The sequence below is a fragment of the Streptomyces griseiscabiei genome (assembly GCF_020010925.1).
Taxonomy (GTDB): Bacteria; Actinomycetota; Actinomycetes; order Streptomycetales; family Streptomycetaceae; genus Streptomyces; species Streptomyces griseiscabiei.
In genome coordinates, this window is record NZ_JAGJBZ010000002.1 from 2,795,642 (window position 1) to 2,810,551 (window position 14,910).

13 protein-coding genes are annotated in these 14,910 nt (G+C 73.1%); 5 read left to right on the forward strand and 8 right to left on the reverse strand.

All coding sequences use genetic code 11. The annotated features are described in order from the left end of the window. Positions 1–33: 33 nt before the first annotated feature. A complete protein-coding gene (locus J8M51_RS29450; protein WP_179203326.1) occupies positions 34–555 on the reverse strand; it encodes a GNAT family N-acetyltransferase in 522 nt (173 codons plus the stop codon). Further along, positions 555–1,394 carry an SAM-dependent methyltransferase gene (locus J8M51_RS29455; protein WP_086760495.1) on the reverse strand — a complete coding sequence of 280 codons (840 nt, stop codon included), beginning with the start codon at positions 1,392–1,394 and terminating at the stop codon, positions 555–557. The genes J8M51_RS29450 and J8M51_RS29455 overlap by 1 nt, the downstream gene beginning before the upstream one ends. 301 nt (positions 1,395–1,695) lie before the next feature. On the opposite strand from J8M51_RS29455, the gene J8M51_RS29460 reads away from it, so the two are divergent. Beyond that, the gene (locus J8M51_RS29460; RefSeq protein WP_086760496.1) at positions 1,696–2,331 is read left to right on the forward strand and encodes an HAD family acid phosphatase; all 636 of its coding nucleotides are present in this window, start codon (positions 1,696–1,698) and stop codon (positions 2,329–2,331) included. Positions 2,332–2,407: 76 nt separating this feature from the next. Continuing rightward, positions 2,408–2,797, forward strand: coding sequence for a PPOX class F420-dependent oxidoreductase (locus tag J8M51_RS29465; RefSeq protein ID WP_086760497.1), 390 nt, complete (start codon positions 2,408–2,410; stop codon positions 2,795–2,797). A gap of 24 nt (positions 2,798–2,821) precedes the next feature. On the opposite strand, the gene J8M51_RS29470 is transcribed toward J8M51_RS29465, so the two are convergent. From J8M51_RS29470 to J8M51_RS29485, 4 genes are all read right to left on the reverse strand, one after another. Then, on the reverse strand, positions 2,822–3,532 hold the full coding sequence (locus J8M51_RS29470; RefSeq protein ID WP_086760499.1) for a response regulator: 711 nt from the start codon (positions 3,530–3,532) through the stop codon (positions 2,822–2,824). Between the two features lie 67 nt (positions 3,533–3,599). After that, positions 3,600–5,603 (reverse strand): FtsX-like permease family protein, encoded by a 2,004-nt coding sequence (locus J8M51_RS29475; RefSeq protein WP_086760501.1) that lies wholly within the window; start codon positions 5,601–5,603, stop codon positions 3,600–3,602. A 136-nt stretch (positions 5,604–5,739) separates the two neighbouring features. Continuing rightward, positions 5,740–6,423 carry an ABC transporter ATP-binding protein gene (locus J8M51_RS29480; protein WP_086760503.1) on the reverse strand — a complete coding sequence of 228 codons (684 nt, stop codon included), beginning with the start codon at positions 6,421–6,423 and terminating at the stop codon, positions 5,740–5,742. Positions 6,424–6,450: 27 nt separating this feature from the next. Continuing rightward, a complete protein-coding gene (locus J8M51_RS29485; protein ID WP_086760504.1) occupies positions 6,451–6,819 on the reverse strand; it encodes a hypothetical protein in 369 nt (122 codons plus the stop codon). Positions 6,820–6,981: 162 nt separating this feature from the next. On the opposite strand from J8M51_RS29485, the gene J8M51_RS29490 reads away from it, so the two are divergent. The 3 genes from J8M51_RS29490 to J8M51_RS29500 all read left to right on the forward strand — a co-directional run bounded on the left by J8M51_RS29490 (position 6,982) and on the right by J8M51_RS29500 (position 11,802). Continuing rightward, positions 6,982–8,217 carry a sensor histidine kinase gene (locus J8M51_RS29490; protein ID WP_086760506.1) on the forward strand — a complete coding sequence of 412 codons (1,236 nt, stop codon included), beginning with the start codon at positions 6,982–6,984 and terminating at the stop codon, positions 8,215–8,217. Positions 8,218–8,293: 76 nt separating this feature from the next. After that, positions 8,294–9,082, forward strand: a complete 789-nt coding sequence (locus J8M51_RS29495; RefSeq protein ID WP_267299580.1) for a peptidoglycan-binding domain-containing protein — start codon at positions 8,294–8,296, stop codon at positions 9,080–9,082. A gap of 329 nt (positions 9,083–9,411) precedes the next feature. Next, on the forward strand, positions 9,412–11,802 hold the full coding sequence (locus J8M51_RS29500; RefSeq protein WP_086752308.1) for a SpoIIE family protein phosphatase: 2,391 nt from the start codon (positions 9,412–9,414) through the stop codon (positions 11,800–11,802). A gap of 64 nt (positions 11,803–11,866) precedes the next feature. On the opposite strand, the gene J8M51_RS29505 is transcribed toward J8M51_RS29500, so the two are convergent. Then, positions 11,867–13,777 (reverse strand): phosphatase PAP2 family protein, encoded by a 1,911-nt coding sequence (locus J8M51_RS29505; RefSeq protein WP_086752306.1) that lies wholly within the window; start codon positions 13,775–13,777, stop codon positions 11,867–11,869. A gap of 96 nt (positions 13,778–13,873) precedes the next feature. Then, positions 13,874–14,788, reverse strand: coding sequence for a BadF/BadG/BcrA/BcrD ATPase family protein (locus tag J8M51_RS29510; RefSeq protein ID WP_086752304.1), 915 nt, complete (start codon positions 14,786–14,788; stop codon positions 13,874–13,876). Positions 14,789–14,910 lie beyond the last annotated feature (122 nt).

The following is a 14,910-nucleotide window of genomic DNA, read 5'->3' on the forward strand; positions in this document are numbered from 1 at the left end:
CCTCCTTCCATACGTGCGGCGGTCCGCGCCTGTTCACCAGAGTGCGTCGACGTATCCCAACGTCCGGTTCATGGCGATCGCGCGCTCGTTGGCCGGATGGTGGACGGTACGGACCGTGCTGACCCCGCACATCCCGGCGAACCCGATGCCGAAGGTCTTCATGGCCACCGAGATGCCCCGGCCCCGGTGGCGGACCCGCACCCCCGTCATCTCGTTGAACACGAACCCGGACGCCCGCCGGTCCGAGGTGGCCGCCATCCCGATCCACCGGTCGCCGTCGAGAGCCAGCACCACACCGCGCGGATCGTAGGCGGGCACCTCGAAGCGGAGCCGGTGGTACTCGTCGTAGGCGAAGAAGTCACCCCGCCCGGGGATGTCCGCCGAGCACTCCTTGTTGAGTTCATACAACTCCCGGCGGTTCTCCGGGGTGTCGCCCAGCTCGGAGAGCGTGGTCAGCCGGATGCCCGAGGTGCGGCACTTGTCGACGTACGGCTGGAAACGGGCCAGGTCGAAGTCGGTGACGTCCAGTTGGAGCCGGACCCATTCCGTCGCCATCAGCGCTTGCCTCCCACTCCGCAGTACATGGCCACTTCCGACGGTTCCCCGGCGGTGGGATCGCCGGTGCTCTCCGGCCGCCAGTGGGTGCACGAGACGACGCCCGGCTCCAGGAGGTCGAGCCCGTCGAAGAACCCGGCGATCGTCTCCGGGGTGCGCTGGGTGAGCCTGGGGATGCCGTGCTCGTTCCACCAGGCGGCGGCGATGTCGACCTCCGGCCACTCCGGGCTGGTGATGGTGTGCGAGAGCACCAGATGGCTGCCGGCGGGCAGGGCGTCCATCAGCCGGCGCACGATGCCGTGCGGGTCCTCGTCGTCGGGCACGAAGGCCAGCACGTCGAGCAGCAGCAGCGCGACCGGCCGGGTCAGGTCCAGGGTGCGCGCGGCGTGTTCGAGGATCGAGTCGACGTTGCGCACGTCCTCGTCGACATGGTCCGTGCGGCCCTCGGGGGCGCTGGTCAGCAGGGCGCGGGCGTGCACCAGGACCAGCGGGTCGTTGTCGACGTAGACGATCCGGGAGTCCGGGGCGACGAGCTGGGCGACCTCATGGGTGTTCTCCGCGGTCGGCAGTCCGGCACCGATGTCCAGGAACTGCCGTATGCCGACGTCGGCGGCCAGATGACGCACGGCCCGCCGCAGGAACTGCCGGTCCGCGCGGGCGTAGTCCTCGATGCTCGGATGCAGCCGGCGTATCTCGTCCCCGGCCCTGCGGTCGACCTCGTAGTAGTCGCCGCCGCCCAGCCAGTAGTTCCAGATGCGTGCCGCGACCGGCCGGGTGGTGACGATACGGCTGTTCAGCGACGCGAAGGGGAAGTCCGGGGCTGCCGGGTTGTCCGTCACGGCGTCAACTCCTGGATCTTCTGTGAAGGTGCTTCATCCAACGGGCAATGTAGACCTGTCGGTCGGCCTCTGCCGAGACTTCGGCGATCTTCACAGGGGCCGACTCCGGACGGGGTTCTCGAGGACCGTCCGGCTTGTGCGGAGAGCCTTCCCCGGAGTCCGCCGGACAATGATCGTCGAGACCCCTCTACTAATCAGTAACTCTTAGGTAGTCTCCCCGCCACCAATGGGCATGACCATGACGAGCGCGGCGAAGGTTCGGACGACCTCGCCGCTTTGACATGAGAAAAAGGGGACGAACATGACAGCAAGCGGTGTGGGACGCCGCATCACCACGGTCGCCGCGGTGGCCGTACTGGGTCTGGGTGCTTCGATGACCGCCGCGGTTCCGGCCGCCGCCGCGCCGAGCGGGGCCGCGACCGCCGCGACCGCCGCCGCCGAGGTGGACTACGCGACCTGGCAGACGGACGTGAAGGCCGTGGTCGACACGGCCACCCCCTATGTACAGCAGCGCACCGCGAACTCCTCGGGGCAGAAGCTCGCCATCGTCTTCGACATCGACAACACGACGCTGGAGACGCACTACACGCCCTGGTACAAGCTGCCCACCCCCGCGCTGAAGCCCTCCCTGGCGCTGGCCAAGTACGCCAAGTCGCGCGGTGTCTCCGTCTTCTTCGTCACCGCACGGCCCGGCATCATCGAGAGCATCACCGAGTGGAACCTGGAGACCGTCGGCTACCCCGTCGACGGCCTCTACGTGCGCGACCTGCCCGATCTGTTCGCCGAGGTCTCCGCCTACAAGACCGCCTCACGCAAGGACATCGAGTCCGACGGCTACACGATCATCGCCAACGTCGGCAACAACACCACCGACCTCGTCGGCGGCCACGCCGAGCGGACGTACAAACTGCCCGACTACGACGGGCTCCTCGACTGACACCGCTCCACCGTTCCTCACCGGGTGTACGGCCACCGGTCCCGACCGGCGGCCGTACACCCCCTAAACTCCCGCCATGGCCGACGACACCACTCTCGACGCGCTCGGCGCGGGCAAGTACCTGCTGGTCACCACCTACCGCAAGAACGGCACCGCGGTCCCGACCCCGGTGTGGGTGGTCCGCGACGGAGACGCGCTCGGCGTCTGGACGGTCGCGGACTCCTGGAAGGTCAAGCGCATCCGCAACCGCGCCGACATCCTCGTCGGCCCCTGCGACCTGCGCGGCAACCCCACCGGCGACTCCGTCCCCGCCCACGCCGAGATCCTCGACGCGGCCGGTGCCGCCGCCTACCGCAAGCTCATCGCCCGCAAGTACGGGATCACCGGCCGCCTCACCCTCCTCGGCAGCCGGCTGCGCCGGGGCGCCGACGGCACGATCGGCATCCGCGTCACCCTGACCGGCTGAGGACCCGCGCGGCGCCGAGGGCCCTCACGAGCCCTCGCCCGCGTGGCCCGTCCGCCACGCCCACGCCGCGATCTCCACCCGGTTCCGGGCGGCGAGCTTCAGCTGGATGCTGCCCAGGTGCGTCTTGACCGTGGACAGGGACACGAACATCGCCGCGGCGATCTCGGCGTTGGTACGGCCCAGCGCGACCAGCCGTACGACGTCCAGTTCCCGGTCGGTCAACGGCTCCCGAGGACGCGGCGCCCCGGGACCGGGCCCGGCCTCGCCGCCGGCCCCGTCGTCCGGTCCCGCCTGCTCCGCCGTGACGTGCTTGAGGAGCCGGACCGTGACCGACGGCGACACCAGCGAATCACCCACCGCCGCCGCCCGTACGGCCTCGGCCAGCAGCGTCGGCCCGGCGTCCTTGAGCAGGAACCCGCAGGCGCCGCCGCGCAACGCACCGTAGACGTACTCGTCGAGGTCGAACGTGGTCACCACGACCACCCGCAGCGGATCGGCCACCCCCGGACCGGCCAGCAGCCGGGTCGCCTCCAGACCGTCCAGCTTCGGCATCCGGATGTCCAGCAGACACACGTCGGGCCGCACCTCACGGGCCAGCCGCACCGCCGTCTCACCGTCGGCGGCCTCGGCGACCACGGTGATGTCCGGCTGCGCGTCGAGGAAGAAACGGAAGCCGGTGCGGACCATGTCCTGGTCGTCGGCGATCAGAACCCGGATCGGGCTGCGGTCGTTCATGGGCGCATCATGCCTGAGATGAGGAGGGGCGGGACTCGGAACCGACGGGCGGGCAGGTCGGGGCGGGTCAGTCGGGGTCCTGCGCCCGCTCCGCCGTCACCTTCCGCAGCAGCGGCCTGCTCCCGGCGAGCGCCACGAACATGGTGACCGTGCCCAGGGCGACACAGAGGGCGAGCCGTACGGCACCCGAGGCGTCCGGCTCCAGATGGAACATCTCGTCGACCTTCATCCCCGCGTAGATCCCGGTCGCCGTCGTCCCGCCGGCGAGGACCACCAGGGGCAGCGCGGTCTCCCGCATCCGCGCCCGGTCGAGCACCTTCAGCGGGGTACCGGCCAGCCGCAGCAGCCCGTACACCCGGCGCCGGTCGAGGACCGTCGCCGCCGCGGTGAGCCCGGCGGAGGCGGCGGCCACCAGGAAGCCCAGGGCCAGCACCGCGAGCCCCATCTCACCGATCAGCCGCGTCGCCGTGTCGCCCTCCGCGTTGACGTAGTCCTGGGTGAAGGGGAGGTTCCCGGGGGAGAGGGCGGACAGCGCGGTCGACGCGGTGTCCATCTGCTCCTGACCGCCGCGCACATGGGCCACGATGCCCCGGTCGCCGCCGAGGAGTCCGTCCCAGGTGTCGGCGTCCTGCGTCTCCACCATCGCCCGCACCCCGGCCCCGGCGAGCAACTCCCGTGCCTCCGCCGCGAGTTCGCGCGGGTTTCCGTGTTCCGCGCGGACCGCCACCTGCCCCGGGTAGTCGTAGCCCACGAGGCCGACCTGACCGACCGTGAAGAACCCGGCGACCAGCCCCGCGAGGACCAGCCCGCTGACCGTGCGCCAGGCGCCGCGCGGATCGTCGCTGAGCCGGCGCGCGGCGAGCATCGTCGCCGGGCGGCGCGCGAAGCGGCTCAGCAGCCGGCCCAGCATGTCCACGACCCACGGGCCGAGGGTCCAGAACGCCCCGTACACCAGGACGATCAGCGCGAGCGACTGACCCGTGCTCAGCCCGCCGCCGTGGGCGGTGATCGTCACATACAGCCCGACGGCCACGAACAGCACCAGCCGGATCAGCCTCGTCCGGCGCGGATCGGTCTGCTGGGCGACGCCCAGCGGCGAACGGGCCACCCCGCGCAGGGTCGTCATGGCACTGACCGAGGTCAGCACGGCCACCACGCCCACCACCGCCAGGAGCAGGCTCGGACCGACCCACAGCTGTCCGGTGTACCAGGTGCCGACGCCGTACGGCACCCGCGCGAGGACCGGCACCAGCAGGGTGTGCGCGACCGCTCCGGCGAGACCGCCCGCCAGGCCCACCGCCGCCGACTCGGCGCCGGTCATCGCCAGGATCTGCCGGGGCGTGGCCCCGGCGAGACGCAGGGCCGCGAGCCGCTGCTCACGCCGTGCGGCACCGAGGCGTCCGGCGGCCGAGGCCAGCACGATCACGGGCACGACGAGGAGGGCGCCGCCCATCAGGGCGGCCTGCTGGTCGAAGGCGGTGAACAGGCTGGGCCTGGTGCCGGTGAAGCCGTCGACACGGGCACGGGCGGCGAGGGTGTCGAGGGCGCTGCCCTCGGCGGCCCGGGTGATCGCGGGGTCGGTGGGGGCGCGGCCGACGACGGCCACGAGTTCCTCGGGGGAGGCGAGACCGGCGGCGCCGATCGTGCCGTATTCGGTCCCGGTGGGGAAGCGGTCGGCCAGCCGCTTCGCCGGCAGTTCACGCATCAGCTCCGCCAGGGCCGGGGACAGATAGGTGCGCCCGGGGGCCGGGAACCGGTCCAGGCCGGGCGGGGCGGGGGTCGCGGCCCGGTCCGGAAGCTGGGCCAGGGAGACGACGGTGACCGGCCGGTGGCCCACATAGGCCGTGCCGAGGGTCTGCACGGCGGTCGCCCGCTGCGCCGCCACGGCGTCGGGGGTGCGCCAGGCCGTGCGGTCGGCCCGGGTGCCGGAGCCGAGCCAGGCGGCGAGGAGGGTCAGGAGGACGAAGGCACCGGCGGCCGCCGCGGCGGCGGAGAGGAGGTGGCTCTGCAGACCGCGTCTGCCGGAGGCGCGGGCCAGGTGCCAGGTGAGGGGCAGGACGGGGGAGCGCATTCTCTGTGTCTCCGGGGATCTGGACGCTCTGGGGTCTAGGAGCTCGGGGGGATCGGTGGGACGGCGGACGCGGGTCGTTCGTGGCTGCTCGCGCGGTTCCCCGCGCCCCTGACAGGGGCCGGCCGGGAGCTGCCGGTCACGCCGCCGTGTACTGGGTGTAGCCCGCGATGCGGCCGTCCCTCACCTGGACGACGCGGTCGCAGTGGGCGGCCACCTCCGCGTCGTGGGTGACCATGACCAGGGAGGCGCCCTGCTCGCGGGTGACCGCGGTGAGCAGGCGGATGACCTCCTCACCGGTGGCCTGGTCGAGGGCGCCGGTGGGTTCGTCGGCGAAGACGACGGCGGGCTCCACGGCGAGGGCGCGGGCGATGGCGACGCGCTGGGCCTGACCGCCGGAGAGCTGGCCCGGACGGCGGTTCTCCAGCCCCGCGAGGCCCAGCGGCGCGAACCAGCGGCGGGCCCGCTGCACGGCCTGGCGCCGGGGCAGACCCTCCAGCATCAGCGGGAGCGCGACGTTCTCCTCGGCGGGCAGCTCGGGCAGCAACTGGCCGAACTGGAACACGAATCCGAAGCGCTTGCGGCGCAGGGCGCTCAGCTTGTTCTCGCCCCAGTGGTCGATGCGTTCACCACGCAGCAGCACCTGCCCGTCGTCGGGGCGGATGATCCCGGCGAGCGTGTGCAGGAGCGTCGACTTGCCGGAGCCGGACGGGCCCATGATGGCGAGGGACTCGCGCTCGGCGACCGCCATGTCCACGCCGGCCAGGGCGGTGGTGGGGCCGTACTTCTTGACGAGGCCGTTGCCGGCCAGGACGGTGCTCATGAGGGTGACGGATCCTTTCCGGTAGGACTAGGCGCGCTCGAACTTCCAGGTGACGCTGGAGGCGTCGGCCTTCACGACGGTGACGGGGATGGAGAGGTCCTTGCCCTCGCCGTCCTTCGCGGTGCAGGTCACCTCGGCGCCCGCCACCGCCTTGAGGTCGGGGCACGAGAGGCCGGACGTCTCCCCGCCGATCCAGGGCAGCGGGCTGTACTTGGACTCGGTGCGGCCGGCGACCAGGCTTCCCTTGAGCGCCTTCTGGCCGTCCACGGTGACGCTGCTGAACTTGTCGAGCGAGGTGGTCGACTCGGTGCCGCTCATCGCGTAGGTGAGGGCTCCGCCGCCGAGGGCCACGGCCGCCACAGCGGCGCCGGTGATGAGGAGGGGCTGGCGTTCCATGAGGTGCTCCTGGTGGAGAGAGGTGGGGTTGTGGCACCCAACCTCTCCCGGCGGCGGGGGCGCCCGCCTCGGCCGAACGGTCAGGGTTCCCGGCCCGCCGGACCCGCCCCCTCGGCCGTACGGCCGATACGGGTGCCCCCGCCGCTGCCTACTGTGATCCGCGTGAACCTCGTGCTCGACACCAAGCGATCCGCGGGCGGCCCCGTGCGCTCCGCCCGGCCGGGCTGCGTACGCGTCGGCGGCATCGTCGCCCTGGTCCTGGCCTGCGTCTCGGACTTCCTCATCCTGGCCGCGGAGGGCATCACCCTTCTCTGGCTGCACCTGCTCGTCCTGGCCGTCGGTCTCGCGGCGCTGCTGTGGCCCGAGCGCCGCCGGCCGGCCCGGCTGACGCCCCAGCTGCGTACCGGGCTCCCGGCCCTCGCCGTCCTGGTGAACCTGGTGACGCTGCTCGTGGCCGGGGAGGAGGGCGGCTTCGGCCTGGGACAGGCGGCCGTGCTGCTGTGTCTGCTGGTCGTCGCCGTCCGCACCTGCCCACCCGGCTGGGCGCTGGCCTGCGGACTGCTCGACGGTCTCGTGCTGCTCGCGCTCCCGCTGCCGTACTACGCCGTCACCCCGGACGCCAGCATCGTCGGTGTGGCCGTCGTGCTGCTGCTCCTCGGCGCGGTCACGGCCGCCGTCGCCGCCTATCTGCGCACCATGGACCACCGCCGGACCCAGGTCGTCACCGAGACCCGCCGGGCGGAGCGGCTCGCGATGGCCGCCGACCTGCACGACTTCGTCGCCCACCATGTCACCGGGATCCTGGTGCAGTCGCAGGTCGCGCGGATGATGGCGGGCACCGATCCCGAGCGTCTCGACCCCGTCCTCAAGGGCATCGAACGGGCCGCCACCGAGGCACTCGCCTCGATGCGCCGCACGGTCGGCGTCCTGCGTGAACACGACGACGGCACCGGGCCCGCCGACCGGCGCCCGGTCGGGGACCTGGCGGGCATCGACGAACTGGTGCGCGGTTTCGACGGCGTCGGCGGTGTCGACGGACAAACGGCCGTCCTGCGCCACGACCCGGCCGTCCCCGCCGACCTGCCGCACGAGGTGCAGGCCGCCGCCTTCCGGGTGGTGCAGGAGTCCCTGACGAACGTCCGCCGGCACGCGGCCGACGCCACCGAGGTCACCGTCGACCTCCGCTACGCCCGCGGTGACCTGGAGGTCTCCGTGCGTGACGACGGGCGCGGCGGTGCCCGGCTGCCGGAGGCGGCCCGGGGTGGCGGCTTCGGCCTGGTCGGTCTCACCGAGCGGGTCACCGCGCTCGGCGGCCGGATCCGGGCCAGGCCGCGCGAGGACGGACCCGGCTGGGAGGTCGTCGCCGTGCTCCCGGCCGCCCCGGTGGCCGCCCGCTGAGCTGAACCTCCCGGCCCGACGGCCCGTATCTCCTCTCGGGGATGGCGGGAGACCGCGTGCACGGAAGGAGAACAGCGTGTCGATACCGCCCGAACCGGGCCGGACGACGAAGCGTCCCACGATCGAGCCCACCTACGTCATGCGCCGGCGCAGGACCGAGGCCCTGGCCGAGCTGCTGCGCGAGTTCGAGCAGTACAAGGGGACGGCACCCGCGAACGACGAGTACGAGACCGTCGCCGTACCGCCGGCGGCCATGCCCGCGCCCCCGCCCGAACCGCCCCGCGCCCCCGCACCGGAGCCGAAGCCCGCGCCCGAGCGGATCCTGCCCCGGACGGAGTACGAGACCGAGGAACTGCCCCCGGTCATGGTCGGCGAGGACTTCGGCTCCGACACGGTCCCGGCCGGCGCGCGGCGACGGCAGCGACGGCGCCCCGTGCCGCCCGGCGGCGGATCCGGCCTCAAGCGCGCCGCAGTGGTCGTCGGTATCGGCGCGGCGGCCCTCCTCGGCTTCGGCGCCGCGCTCCTGCTGCCCGGCGGCGAGAAGGAGAAGGAGGCGCGCGCCGTGACCCCGACCCCGGCCCCGTCGGCGCCCGCGACCTCGGCCCCCGCCCGGAACGCCGGCGTCGACCCCGACGGCGCCGGCACCCTCCGCGAGGGCGACAGCGGCGCCGAGGTCTCCGAACTCCAGGAGCGGCTGCTCCGTATCCCGAACGTGTACGACAACGGTTCCACCTCGGGCCAGTACGACGCCGTACTGACGGAAGCGGTGGCGCGGTTCCAGCTCTGGTACGGCATCCGGGGCGACGAGACGGGCGTCTACGGCAACGACACCCGCCAGGACCTGGAATCCCGCACCGCGCTCTAGGCCCTGGCGTCACATTCCCGCCTGCCCCGCGACGCCATGCACGCTCCCCCACTCTCGGCTTCGCTCGAGCGGGAGGTACCCCCACCGCCGCACCGGGCCCTGACCCGAGTACGTCCAGTACGCGGATCAGGGCCCGGCACGCCGAGAGCCCGCTCCCCCAGTCTCGGCTTCGCTCGACCGGGAGGTACCCCCACGACGCCGCGGGGCCGCCCTTCGGGCGACGGCGGGAATGTGACGCCAGGACCCAGTCACTGGCCGGGGCCGCGGCCCCGGTGCGTCACGGGCGTATCCGGGTTGTTGCCCCGCCCCGAACGGACCATATTGTCCCTATGGTGACGAAGGCGTCCGGCGTGTCGCGGGCCGCCACGGCCGGTGAGGCGATGGCGGTGGTCGATGGGCGCGGCCTCGTCGTGGGGTGGAGCGAGGGGGCCCGGCGGCTCACCGGCCACACGGCCCGGGAGGTCACCGGCCGGCCGGCGGCGGACCTGGTCGACGGGGACCCGGCGGCGTTGTGGCGGACGCTGCTGACGCACGGCGACGCGCTGGCGGACCTGCGCTACCGCGACGGCCGGCGGCAGAAGGTGGCGCTGCGGATCTGCCCGGTGCGGGGCGCGGCGGGCGAGCGGCGCAGGTTCGTCGTCCAGGCGAGCCCCGACCGCGGCGAGCGGGGCCTCGGCGAACTGGCCTTCGAGCAGGCCTCCATGTCCATGTCCATCTTCGACACGGGACAGCGCTATCTGCGGATGAACGACTGGGCGTGCCAGGTCATGGGCCAGCCCGAGGAGGAGTTCCGCCACCGGTACTTCCCCGACACCGTCGAGGACGCCACACACAGCCGGGGCTTCCTGCGCCATCTGGAGATCGTGGTGGAGACCGGGCAGCCGGTCCGCTACGAGAGCTGGACCCGTTCCCCCTCCGGCCGGCGCATGCACGCCTGGACCTCCGAGATGTGGCCGGTCCGGGACCACTCCGGACAGCTGATCGGCACCGCGCTCGCCGCGTTCGACAGCAGCGAGCAGTTCGCGGCCCGCCAGCGCCTCGCCCTGCTGAACGAGGCCGCCGGGTCCATCGGCACCAAACTCGACGTCGTCCAGACCGCCCGTGAACTCGCCGAGCTGGCCGTGCCCCGGCTCGCCGACTTCGCCAGCGTCGACCTGCTGGAGTCCGTCCTCCAGGGCGAGGAACCCGAGACGGTCCCCCTGGACCGGGGTGTGCGCCTGCACCGCGCCGCCCACCACTCCGACACCCCGGGGGTCCCCGAGGCGGCGATCGCCCTGGGCGCCGCCGACGAGTACCCGCACTCCTCACCCCCGGCCCGCGCCCTCCTCACCGGCGAGCCCGTGCTCACCCGTACCGGCGACCAGGCTCTCGACGCCTGGTTCGCCCTGCACGGCGCCCGCTCCGCCAAGCTCCGCGAGGCCGAGGCCCACGACCTGTCCCTGATGGCCGTCCCCCTGGTGGCGCGCGGCACGACCCTCGGCGTGGCCGTCTTCGTCCGCCTGCTGACCCCCGAGCGTCCCGACGCCTTCGACCAGGACGACGTCTCCCTCGCCGAGGAACTCTCCAGCCGGGCCGCGGTCTGCGTCGACAACGCCCGCCGCTACACCCGGGAACGCACCACAGCGCTGGCGCTCCAGCGCAGCCTGCTGCCGAAGACGGTCGCGGGACAGGCGGCCGTCGAGTTCGCCTCCCGCTATCTGCCGGCGCTGTCGCAGGCCGGGGTGGGCGGCGACTGGTTCGACGTGATCCCGCTGTCCGGGACCCGGGTGGCCCTGGTCGTCGGGGACGTCGTCGGCCACGGCATCCACGCCTCCGTCACCATGGGCCGGCTGCGCACGGCCGTGTGGGCGCTCGCCGACGTCGACCTGCCGCCCGACGAACTCCTCACCCATCTCGACGACCTCGTCGAGCACCTGGCCGCCGGTGACGACACCGGCAACGGGGAGATCGGCGCGACGTGCCTCTACGCGGTGTACGACCCGGTGGACCGCAGCTGCTCGATCGCCTCGGCCGGACATGTGCCGCCCGTGGTGGTGCGGCCCGACGGCACGGTGGAGGTCGTCGAGGTGGTCGCGGGACCGATGCTCGGCGTCGGCGGACTCCCCTTCGAGGCGACCGAGCTGCGGCTGCCCGAGGGCTCGGTCCTCGCCCTCTACACCGACGGCCTGGTCGAGGCCCGCGACCGTGACGTCGACACCGGCACCGCCGCCCTGCGCGCCGCGCTGGAGGGTCCGCTGGGCAGTCTGGAGAGAGCCTGCGACAGGGTGCTGACGGCGCTGCTGCCGGACACCCCGGCCGACGACGTGGCCCTGCTGCTCGCCCGCACCCGCGCCCTGGACGCGGGACAGGTGGCCGTCTGGAACCTCACCGACGACCCCGCGCTGGTCGCCAACGCCCGCAAACTGGCGACGGACCAGCTCAATCGCTGGGGCCTGGAGGAGGCCGTCTTCGTCACCGAACTCGTGGTGAGCGAACTCGTCACCAACGCCATCCGCTACGGCGGCGCCCCCATCCAGCTGCGTCTGATCCGGGACCGCACGCTGATCTGCGAGGTCTCCGACGCCAGCAGCACGTCACCGCATCTGCGCCGGGCCCGCCAGTTCGACGAGGGGGGCCGCGGCCTGCTCCTCGTCGCCCAGCTCACCGACCGCTGGGGCAGCCGTCCCAGCGGCGCGGGCAAGACCATCTGGGCCGAGCAGGCACTGCCACCGGCCCTGTAGGACCGCGGAAACGCCTGTCGGGGGCGGCTCGCGCCACCCCCGACAGCCTCGCGTCGTACGAGGACTACTGCTTCCGCAGGCGCACCGACACCCCGTGCGCCGTGAAGACCTGCTCGGCCGTCCAGCCGTCGACGGCCACGGAGACCTCGGCGAACCGGCCCTGCAGGGACCGCGCGTCGATGACGGCGACCGTGCTGCCGGAACGCGGCGCCTGCTCCGCGTCGAAGCGGACCACCAGCTTGCTGCCCCGCTCCAGGACGGCGCGCCGGTCGACCGAGAGGGCCGGGGCGTCGCCGCGGTCCAGCGTCACATCGAGGACACCGGCCTGCGTGTACTCGCCGCGGACGCGGACACCGTGGTCGCCGGTGGCCAGCGTGCCGCCGTCCACGCGGATGTCACCGCGGCCGAAGGCCTCCTTGGAGCCCGCCGCGAGGACACCGGCCTCGACGACGGTGCCGCCCTTGTACTCGTTGGCCCCGGCCAGCGTGAGCGTGCCGCTGCCCTTCTTCACGAGGCGGCCGGTGCCGTCGAGGTCGTTGCGCCAGGTGTCGGCCGCGTGGAAACCGCCGAGGGAGGCGTCCAGCGTGACGGTCACATCGCCGTCGAGGGCGCCGTAGCCGTCCGCCGCCGCGAACAGGTTGAGCCGGCCCCACTGCTCCCAGCCGTCCAGCAGGACATAGCCGGAGGGCAGCGCGGTCGTGCGCAGCACCTCGCGCCGCTGCGCCGCGTCCAGGTAGGGCAGCCGCGTCTCCAGCAGGACCTCGGCACCCTTCGGGACGGTCAGGTCCTCGGACTTTCCACGCCGGGTGAGCACGTACGTCAGCTTCGGCTCGACCGTGCGCAGGTTGGCCACGCGGTCGGCGTACCGGTCGTCGGCGTCGGAGTGCGCGTACGCGAACAGCGTGTCCGCGGTGGTGCCGGTCCTCGCCTGGAAGTACTCGGCGGCCTGCCGGCGCGCGGCGGCCTTGAGCGCCGCGTTCTTCGGGTCGGCGAGCGCGGCGGCGGCCAGCGCGGTGGCCATGACCCGGCCGCCGAGGACGTCGACCGTGGAGTGCATACCGGACATGATCCGGGTGTGGCTCAGCTCGAAGGCGCGGGTCACGATCTCCTGGAACCGCTCCGGGACCGCGTACGCGAACGCCAGCGCCGCCAGGTGGAAGGCGTTGGTGTGACCGCTGGGGAAGCCGCCGTCGTCCGCCGGGTTCTCACCGCGCTGCCGCAGCAGCTGCCGTACGACGACGACCTCGGAGTCGTAGACGGGGAAGCCGAGCTCGTCCTTCTCGCCGGTGTCGACGACCTCGCTGTCCTCGTTCATCCGCCACGGACGCGGGTACTGGAAGGCGGCCTTGGCGGGGTTGCCCGACATGAACGGGCCGCGCACGGTGTCGACGAGCCTGGCCACCTGGCCGAGGTCGGAGTCGTACGAGCCCGCGCCCAGCGCGGAACCGGCGGGCGCGTCGGCCGGCAGCACATCGCTGATCTTGCCGGCCGGGATGCCGTCCGGCGCGGAGGTGATCGAGGTGACCGCCTTGGCACCCGAGCGGTACAGCTCGGCCAGCGGGCCCAGCGCGCCGATCATGGCGTAGCTCTGGTGCTGCCGGTCGTAGACGAACGCCTCGCGGGCCTGCGCCTCCGTGCGGCGGCGGGTGAGGCGCGCGCAGTAGCGCATGTTGTCGCGCAGGATCTCCGGACGCAGCGGGGTGCCGGTGTTCCAGGCGCCGCCCGTCTTCCAGATCTCCGCGAAGCCGCCGAGCGCGCGGACCACGGCGTTGGTCTCGGGGGTGAGGTTCGCCGTGATGTTGGTGGTGTAGTCGTCCACGAACGGGGTGAACGCGGTCGCCGCCTTGGCCTCGGCCGCGGAGGCCTGCCACAGGGGCGCGAGGCTCGGAGCGGCGATCAGGCCGGCCGAGACGCCGAGGGAGTTCCTGAGGAAGACACGGCGGTTGAGTCTGTGGTGCCCGGCAGTTGACGGCATCGAGCGCCGCTCCTTTCGCGGAGGGTTGATCGGGTGCGGGCTGAGCGTGGAGTTGACGAATGACCGGTCGGTGTCCGGTCGGCGACCGGACGGTGATCAGGGGGTGACCGGTCGGAGGAGCGTATGTGAGAGTGCCAACGCCCCCTGGACCGGGGGCACTTGGAGCACATGCGGTCGCGCGGACGGTACAGCGTCGAGGAGTGCTTCGGCGAATGCCGTGTACAGGACGGGCCGGGAGCGGATCGTCCCGCCGGCCACCACCACGTCGTCCACGGCGACCCCGCGGGCGGCGAGCCGCGCCACGAGCGCGGCGAGCGCGCGGCCCCCCTCGGCGATCACCCGATGGGCGAGAAGGGAGCCTTCCTCGGCCGCGTCGAACACCACGGTCGCGTGCCGGCCCCAGTCGGCGGACACATCCGTCGCGGACTCCAACGCCCCGCCGAGAGCGGGAACCTCGCTCACCCCGAAGGCCGCGGTCAGCCGGTCGGCGAGCGCGTCGGGTGCCTCACCCCGGTCGTGCGCGGCCCAGACCGCGCGGGCCGCCTCACGGACCAGACCGGCGGCACCGCCCTCGTCGCCGAGGACCGCGCCCCAGCCGCCGACCTGCACCGCGGTTCCGTCGGCGGACCGGCCGACGGCCACCGAACCGGTGCCCGCGACCAGGCCCACGCCCCGGTCGAAACCGGCGGCGGGCACCAGCAGCTCGGCGTCGCCCACCACCAGACACGGCACCTGAAGCCGTTCCTGGAGGGCGAGACGTATCCCCTCGCACTGCCGGGGTGTCTCGCAGGCATGCGCGCCGACGGCCACGGCGGACGGGAGGGTGTGCCCGGGCAGCACCTCCCCGACCAGCGCGGCCAGCCAGGAGGCGGCGGACGCCGGGTCGTGCGGTCGCCAGCCGCGGCTGGGACGGATGTGGTCGGCCACCGGGTCCGTCCCCGCGACAGCACGGAGATGGGTCTTGGTGCCGCCCACGTCGATACCGACCGCGACGGGCCTGGAGTCCTGCACGTGAGGCTTCTTTCGTCGTTGCGTTGCGATGGGCGCAGCGACGGCTGGGCGAAACCGTGCCTGGACACACAGGGTCTGTGGGGGGTGCTCGTGAGGCCCCGGGACGGGCCTCTGCGGGTGCG

Coding starts and splice junctions, on each gene's coding strand:
- J8M51_RS29475 (WP_086760501.1), bottom strand. CDS start 5,603: ATGCGCTCCCCCGTCCTGCCCCTCACCTGGCACCTGGCCCGCGCCTCC.
- J8M51_RS29470 (WP_086760499.1), bottom strand. CDS start 3,532: ATGAACGACCGCAGCCCGATCCGGGTTCTGATCGCCGACGACCAGGAC.
- J8M51_RS29485 (WP_086760504.1), bottom strand. CDS start 6,819: ATGGAACGCCAGCCCCTCCTCATCACCGGCGCCGCTGTGGCGGCCGTG.
- J8M51_RS29460 (WP_086760496.1), top strand. CDS start 1,696: ATGACAGCAAGCGGTGTGGGACGCCGCATCACCACGGTCGCCGCGGTG.
- J8M51_RS29465 (WP_086760497.1), top strand. CDS start 2,408: ATGGCCGACGACACCACTCTCGACGCGCTCGGCGCGGGCAAGTACCTG.
- J8M51_RS29500 (WP_086752308.1), top strand. CDS start 9,412: ATGGTGACGAAGGCGTCCGGCGTGTCGCGGGCCGCCACGGCCGGTGAG.
- J8M51_RS29450 (WP_179203326.1), bottom strand. CDS start 555: ATGGCGACGGAATGGGTCCGGCTCCAACTGGACGTCACCGACTTCGAC.
- J8M51_RS29505 (WP_086752306.1), bottom strand. CDS start 13,777: ATGCCGTCAACTGCCGGGCACCACAGACTCAACCGCCGTGTCTTCCTC.
- J8M51_RS29480 (WP_086760503.1), bottom strand. CDS start 6,423: ATGAGCACCGTCCTGGCCGGCAACGGCCTCGTCAAGAAGTACGGCCCC.